This is a genomic window from Dietzia cercidiphylli (assembly GCF_014145145.1).
GTDB classification, from domain to species: domain Bacteria; phylum Actinomycetota; class Actinomycetes; order Mycobacteriales; family Mycobacteriaceae; genus Dietzia; species Dietzia natronolimnaea.
In genome coordinates, this window is record NZ_JAALEA010000161.1 from 1 (window position 1) to 4393 (window position 4393).

General features: G+C 72.5%; 4 protein-coding genes. All 4 read right to left on the reverse strand.

Going from position 1 to position 4393, the window contains the following annotated elements:
- Positions 1 to 1122, reverse strand: a 1122-nt coding sequence (ftsZ, locus tag G6028_RS06405; protein WP_182658368.1) for a cell division protein FtsZ, incomplete at its 3' end; no start/stop codon positions are given.
- 183 nt (positions 1123 to 1305) lie between these two features.
- On the reverse strand, positions 1306 to 2148 hold the full coding sequence (locus G6028_RS06410; RefSeq protein ID WP_182610677.1) for a cell division protein FtsQ/DivIB: 843 nt from the start codon (positions 2146 to 2148) through the stop codon (positions 1306 to 1308).
- A gap of 30 nt (positions 2149 to 2178) precedes the next feature.
- A complete protein-coding gene (gene murC, locus G6028_RS06415; protein WP_241730592.1) occupies positions 2179 to 3600 on the reverse strand; it encodes a UDP-N-acetylmuramate--L-alanine ligase in 1422 nt (473 codons plus the stop codon).
- Positions 3601 to 3683: 83 nt separating this feature from the next.
- On the reverse strand, positions 3684 to 4393 hold a 710-nt coding region (locus G6028_RS06420), incomplete at its 5' end, for a UDP-N-acetylglucosamine--N-acetylmuramyl-(pentapeptide) pyrophosphoryl-undecaprenol N-acetylglucosamine transferase (RefSeq protein WP_277817579.1).

Here is a 4393-nt window from a genome sequence, read left to right on the forward strand (position 1 = left end):
CTGGGTACCGGCGCCGGCCTGAGCCGACTCACGGCGCTCCTCGCGACGCCCGCCGTCGAGAGGGGTCGATCCGAGCCCGGAGGCACCGCCGGTGTCGCCGGAGGCGCCGGGGACCTCGTCGTCGTCGAGGTGGTGGCGGCCGCGCCGCGACTGACCCGCACCGGAGGACTGCCGGGAGCCGCCCTCGAACCCGGCGGCGATGACGGTCACCCGCACCTCGTCGCCGAGCGAGTCGTCGACGACGGTGCCGAAGATGATGTTGGCGTCGGGGTGCGCCTCCTCCTGGACGAGGGTCGCGGCCTCGTTGATCTCGAACAGACCCAGGTCGCTGCCGCCGGCGATCGACATGAGTACACCCTTGGCGCCCTCCATCGTGGTCTCCAGGAGCGGCGAGTTGATGGCGGCCTCCGCGGCCTTGTACGCCCGACCCTCGCCCCGCGAGGAGCCGATCCCCATGAGCGCGCTGCCGGCCCCGGACATGACGCCCTTGACGTCGGCGAAGTCGACGTTGATCACGCCGGGGGTGGTGATGAGGTCGGTGATCCCCTGGACGCCGTTGAGGAGGACCTCGTCGGCGGTCTTGAAGGCCTCCATCATGGACACGCCGGCGTCCCCGAGCTGGAGCAGGCGGTCGTTGGGGATCACGATCAGGGTGTCGCAGGCCTCGCGCAGGCCCTCGATCCCCGCCTCGGCCTGTCCCCCGCGACGCTTGCCCTCGAAGGAGAACGGGCGGGTCACGACGCCGACGGTGAGCGCGCCGAGCTTACGCGCGATGGCCGCGACGACCGGCGCGCCACCGGTGCCGGTACCGCCGCCCTCCCCGGCCGTGACGAAGACCATGTCCGCGCCCTTGAGGACCTCCTCGATCTCGTCCTTGTGGTCCTCCGCCGCCTTGCGCCCGACCTCCGGGTCGGCGCCGGCACCGAGGCCGCGGGTGAGTTCGCGACCGACGTCGAGCTTGACGTCGGCGTCGGACATGAGCAGAGCCTGCGCATCGGTGTTCACCGCGATGAACTCGACGCCCTTGAGGCCCTCGTCGATCATCCTGTTCACGGCGTTGACACCGCCGCCCCCGATTCCGACGACCTTGATGACTGCGAGGTAGTTGTGCGGTGAGCTCATCGAGGCCCGGCCTTCCTTTGGGGGTGTCGTGCTCGGTTGCATGCTGTCTCGACGAAAGACTCTCGCCTAACTCTCACCCTCTACTTGAGGGTTAAAGTTGCTGGTCAGAGGCGGTTTCCGCCGTCGGATCACACGGTAGGGGCACCGGCCCCGCACGTCCACGAGGCTCGCGGGCGTGTCGGTCTACCGTGAGGCCGGCAACGCCGGATTGGAGACGTTCCAGACCTGCCCGGGTTGCTCGAGGACCATCTGCAGGGCGACCGCCTTCTCGTGGTCGCGACCCGCGGCCCCCCACTCCACGGTGCGCCCGTCGACGAGGGTGAGGACGATCGACGCCGGACTCTCCACCTCGACGGACGCGATCTCCTGCCCCGCGGTCCCCCGGACCTCGGCGAAGACCGTCGACAGGTCCCGGACGATCCCGGGCAGGTCGGAGCGTGCGCCGTCCCCCACGGTGAGCTCCGGGGTTCCGGGAGGCGGGTCCCCCTGCCCGAAGTCGATGCCCTGCCCGTCCACCAGGTGCCGGGCGCCGTCGACCTCGACCACGACCAGGGCGGTGCGCTCGATCAGCTCGATCCGCAGGGTCGACGGGTAGTCCCGCGTGACCGTGACCTGGTCCACCCTCGGGATCCCCGCCACGCGGCGCGCCACCGCGTGGGTGTCCACCTGGAGCAGCGGGGTCCCGGGGGACACCGCCGCGCGCTCGGTCACCGCCTCCACGGGAATGGTCCGGGTCCCGACGACCCGGACCTCCCGGACGGAGAACACCGGCAGGAAGTACAGCGCGATGTATCCCACCAGGAGGACGACCAGCGCCACACCGAGCCCCACATAGATGCGGTTGGTGCGGCGACGTCGCCTGCGCAGCGTGGCCCGCACCGCGGGGTCGGAGTGACGCACCCGCTCGTCCGAGCTACGGACGGCCGCCGCGGCGAGTCTCCGGTCCGGGTCGTCCGAGGCCGCCTGGTCCAGCGGGTCCGTCGGATCCGCCGGGTCCGTCGGGTGGTCGCGTGGCTCGTCGGTCACCGCTGAGCCCCCTTCACGGCGTCGGCCTCGTCATGACCCCGTCCCGCTCCCCGCGGGCCCGGCGACGATCCTCGGGCCGAGCGTGGTGATGTCTCCGGCCCCGAGCGTGAAGACCACGTCGTCCGGCCGGATGATCCCGAGCACCGTGGACAGGGCGGTGTCGAGGTCGGGGACGTGGTGGGCCGGCGAGCTCACGTGGCGGGTGACGAGGCCGCCGTCGACGCCCTCCTCGGGTTGCTCGCGCGCGCCGTACACGTCGAGCACCACCACCTCGTCGGCCAGGGACAACGCCCGCCCGAACTCCTCGGCGAAGATGCGGGTGCGGGAGTAGAGGTGGGGCTGGAAGACCGCGATCAGGCGGCCACCGTCCGAGGCGACGATCTCCCGCCCGGCGCTCAGGACCGCCCTGACCTCGGTCGGATGGTGCGCGTAGTCGTCGAACACCCGCACCAGTCCACCCTGGACCGCGACCGTGCCCTTGGGTTCGAACCGACGCCCCACTCCCCCGAATCCGGACAGACCGGACAGGACGTGGTCGACGTCGATCCCGGCGTCCCCGGCGACCTCCCGGGCGGCCAGGAGAGCGGCGAGCGCGTTGAGCGCCATGTGTCGGCCCGGGGTCCCCACGTGGAGGTCGCCACGAGACCGCCCGTCCAACGTGAGCCCGGCCCGGGTCCCGCCCGAGTCGACCTCGATCCCGTCGAGTTCACCCACCACCGGAAGGTCGGTCGTGGGGCCGGCCGTGGTGCGGTACCCCACCACCCGCACCCCCACGGACGCCGCCCGGCGCGCGCGCTCGGCCGCTCCCGCGTCGTCCAGGCAGACCACCAGGACGCCGGTGTCCGGGATCCGGGCGAGGAAGGTGTCGAAGACCTCGAAGTACGCCTCGGCGGTGCCGAAGTGGTCGAGATGGTCGGGCTCGGCGTTGGTCAGGATCACCACGTCGGGCTCGTAGTGCACCAGTGAGCCGTCGGACTCGTCGGCCTCGGCCACGAACACCGGGTCGGCCCCGCCGTGGGCGTTGGTGCCGTACTGCAGGACGGTGCCCCCCACCGCGAAGGACGGGTCCGCACCGGCGGCGAGCATGCCGGCGATCAGCATCGACGTCGTGGAGGTCTTCCCGTGCGTGCCGCACACCATGATCGAGCGACCGGCACGGGCGAGGTGACCCAGGACCCGGGAGCGGGTGACCACGGGTATCCCGGCGGCCCGGGCCGCGACCAGCTCGGGGTTGTCCGCGGGGATCGCGGCCTTGGAGACCACCACGATCTGCGGCGGGGCGTCGAGCGCGTCCAGCGCCGATGCGTCGTGGCCGACCCGGACCACCGCGCCGCGCGCCTCCAGCGCCCGGAGGTCCGCCGAATCCCTGGCGTCGCTTCCCGAGACCGCCACACCGTGGTCGAGCAGGATCCGCGCGACGGCGGACATGCCCGCGCCCCCGATGCCGATCATGTGGACCCGGGTCAGGGTGGCGGGAACGGACCCCGCCGTGACGTCGTCCCCGGTGGGTCGGGCTTGCGGTGTGGTGCTCTCGGTCAACGCCGGGCCTTCCCGGCGGCGTCGAGCGCGATGCGCGCCACGACCTCCGCCGCATCTCGTGAGCCACCGCTGACGGCGGCCGCGGACATGGTGTCCAGACGCTCCCGGTCCAGTGCGAGTGGCAGGACGGTGGACCGCAGGTGGTCCGGGGTGAGCGCGGCGTCCTCGACGAGCAACGCCGCCCCACCCGCGACCAGGTCGCGGGCGTTGAGGGCCTGCTCCCCGTTGCCGTGTGGGAGCGGGACGAACACGGCGGGGAGCCCCACCGCGGACACCTCGGCCACCGTGATCGCACCGGACCGGCACAGGATCAGGTCGGCGGCCGCGTACGCCAGGTCCATCCGGTCCAGATACGGCACCGTCACGTAGGCGGGGCCGTCCCCGACCACGGTCGGTGCGTCACCGAGGTTCTTGGGTCCCACTGCGTGGAGCACCCCGACCCCGGAGTCGGAGAACTCCTGTGCCACCGCGGACATCGAGGCGTTGAGGGACCGCGCCCCCTGGGATCCGCCCACGACCAGCACGGTCGGCGCGTCGGGGTCCAGTCCGAAGGCCGCCCGGGCCTCCGCTCGGAGGGCACGCCGGTCGAGACCGGCCACCGCCCGCCTCACCGGATTTCCCACGACCCGGGCGTCGAGCCCGGAACCGCTCACCGCGGCGAGGGTGGCGACCGCGAACCGGGCGCCGAGCTTGTTGGCGATCCCCG

Excerpts from the sequence above, each read along its gene's own strand:
- murC (WP_241730592.1), bottom strand. The coding sequence starts at position 3,600 with ATGATCGGCATCGGGGGCGCGGGCATGTCCGCCGTCGCGCGGATCCTG.